At 69.3% G+C, this 1,855-nt stretch carries 3 protein-coding genes; all 3 read right to left on the bottom strand.

Annotation, left to right across the window (positions count from 1 at the left end; all coding sequences use genetic code 11):
• A partial coding sequence (locus DSP71_RS07970) for a benzoate/H(+) symporter BenE family transporter (protein ID WP_181800690.1) occupies window positions 1-397 on the bottom strand: 397 nt, incomplete at its 3' end.
• Window positions 398-435: 38 nt separating this feature from the next.
• Window positions 436-1,266 carry an SDR family oxidoreductase gene (locus tag DSP71_RS07975; RefSeq protein ID WP_113680809.1) on the bottom strand — a complete coding sequence of 277 codons (831 nt, stop codon included), beginning with the start codon at window positions 1,264-1,266 and terminating at the stop codon, window positions 436-438.
• Window positions 1,267-1,538: 272 nt separating this feature from the next.
• Window positions 1,539-1,855 (bottom strand): response regulator transcription factor (locus DSP71_RS07980; RefSeq protein WP_258546326.1); only part of this gene is annotated, 317 nt, incomplete at its 5' end.

Here is a 1,855-nt window from a genome sequence, read left to right on the forward strand (position 1 = left end):
CTCCGGCCAGCATCGCCTGCGCGATGGACGGAGGGATGCGGGCGATCAGGGCGCCGAGTGCGGGCCACAGCGCCGTGAGCAGGATGAGCGCGGCGGTGACCAGGAACGCACCGACCGCGGCAGGCCAGCCGCCTTCGACCGTGCCCGTGGCCACGAGGAGGGCGGCCCCCGGCGTGGACCAGGCGACGGTGATCGGCATCCGATACCGCCATGCGAGCACGACGCATGCGAGACCCATCATGAGGCTGACCGCGAGCAGCCCGCTGGCCGCCTGCGCCGCGTCCGCCCCGACGGCGTCGAGTCCGGTCAGCACCACCGCGAACGAACTCGTGAACCCGACGAGTGCCGTCACCACTCCCGCCAGGATCGGGCGGGACAGGGGTGCGGCGTCGGGCATGGCTTCGAGGCTACCGCGGGTGGTGCACCGTCGCCCGGTCAGTCGCCGAAGAACAGCCGCGTCGACTCCGCGACGAAACCCGTCTGTCCCAGGTGTTCTCGCAGTCGGTGGTACTCGTGGGCGTCGACCCCGGCGACGTACGTGATCTGATCGGTGCCATCCGTGACCGCGCCGTAGGCGATCTCGGCGATCTCTTCGGCAGAGGAGCGCGTGGTGTCGCGAGCCGGGTCGCGGAATCGCCGAGTCGCGGCGACGAGCGCATCAGCGTACACGGCGTGGCTCGACTGATCGAGGCTCCGACCACCGAAGTCGGTGCGGATCCCTCCGGGGGCGAGTGTCTTGACGCGGATGCCGAACGGCTTGAGCTCGTAGGACAGGCTCTCGCTCCAGCCCTCCACGCCGAACTTCGCCGCGTGATAGACCGAGTTGAACGGCATCGTGACGAGACCGCCGATCGAGGTCGTGGTGAGGATCACTCCCGAGCCCTGCTCTCGGAATGCCGGAATGAACTCCTTGGTGACGCGCATCGGGCCGAGCAGGTTCGTCGTGAGGTTCTTCACGATCTGCTCGTCGCTGCTCGCCTCGAACGGTCCGGCGAGGCCGTATCCCGCGTTGTTGAAGAGCACATCGACCGGATGTTCGGCGAGGGTCTCCGCGACTACGCGCACGATAGCTTCGGCATCGTCGACGTCGAGCCGTTTGAGGATCACCCCGGGCAGGGCGCCGAGTTCCTGCTCCTTCTCGGGGTCTCTCATCGTCGCGATCACCCGCCAACCCCGTCCTGAGAACAGCGTGACGGCCGCGCGGCCGAGTCCGGTCGACGTGCCGGTGATGAAGATGGTGCCGGGTCTCGGCTCCGAAGCGCTCATGCGAGTCGCCGCACGCGGGGCGTCAGCACCCGGGAACAGTCCTGACCGCCGACGCGGAAGAGGGCCTGGTGTGACGACGCCGGGGCCTGCCCGTGCGGATGCTCGACAGTGGATCTCATCTCCGGCAGTGCTGGCGCGTTCATTCTCATCCCTCGGGCGTCGGTGGTCTCCTACGTCGGAAGAGATGGGGAATCCGCGCGTTCATTACGGAGAACGGGCGGATTGCTTCGACGGCGGTGTCGTGGGGGACCGAGACGGTGCGACGGCCGTGGCTAGGCGAGCCCCATGCGATGGGCGAGCACGACCGCCTGCACGCGATCGCGGGCGCCCAGCTTCTGCAGGATGCGTGAGACGTGCGTCTTGACGGTGGCTTCTCCGATGAAGAGCGCCCGCGCGATCTCGGCGTTGCTCCGAGCGTCGGCGAGCAGCGTCAGCACCTCGGCCTCGCGCTCGGTGAGAGGCTCGGCGAGCACGACCGGGATGGCGCCGCCCGAGGGAGGAACGGAGCTGGGGGCGGACACCGGCGGGGGCGTCGCGGCGAAGCGTGCCAGCACACGGCGCGTCACCTCGGGGGCGAGCATCCCGTCGC

This window comes from Microbacterium sp. H6 (assembly GCF_003314775.1).
Lineage (GTDB): Bacteria > Actinomycetota > Actinomycetes > Actinomycetales > Microbacteriaceae > Microbacterium > Microbacterium oxydans.

Coding starts and splice junctions, on each gene's coding strand:
- DSP71_RS07975 (WP_113680809.1), bottom strand. CDS start 1,266: ATGAGCGCTTCGGAGCCGAGACCCGGCACCATCTTCATCACCGGCACG.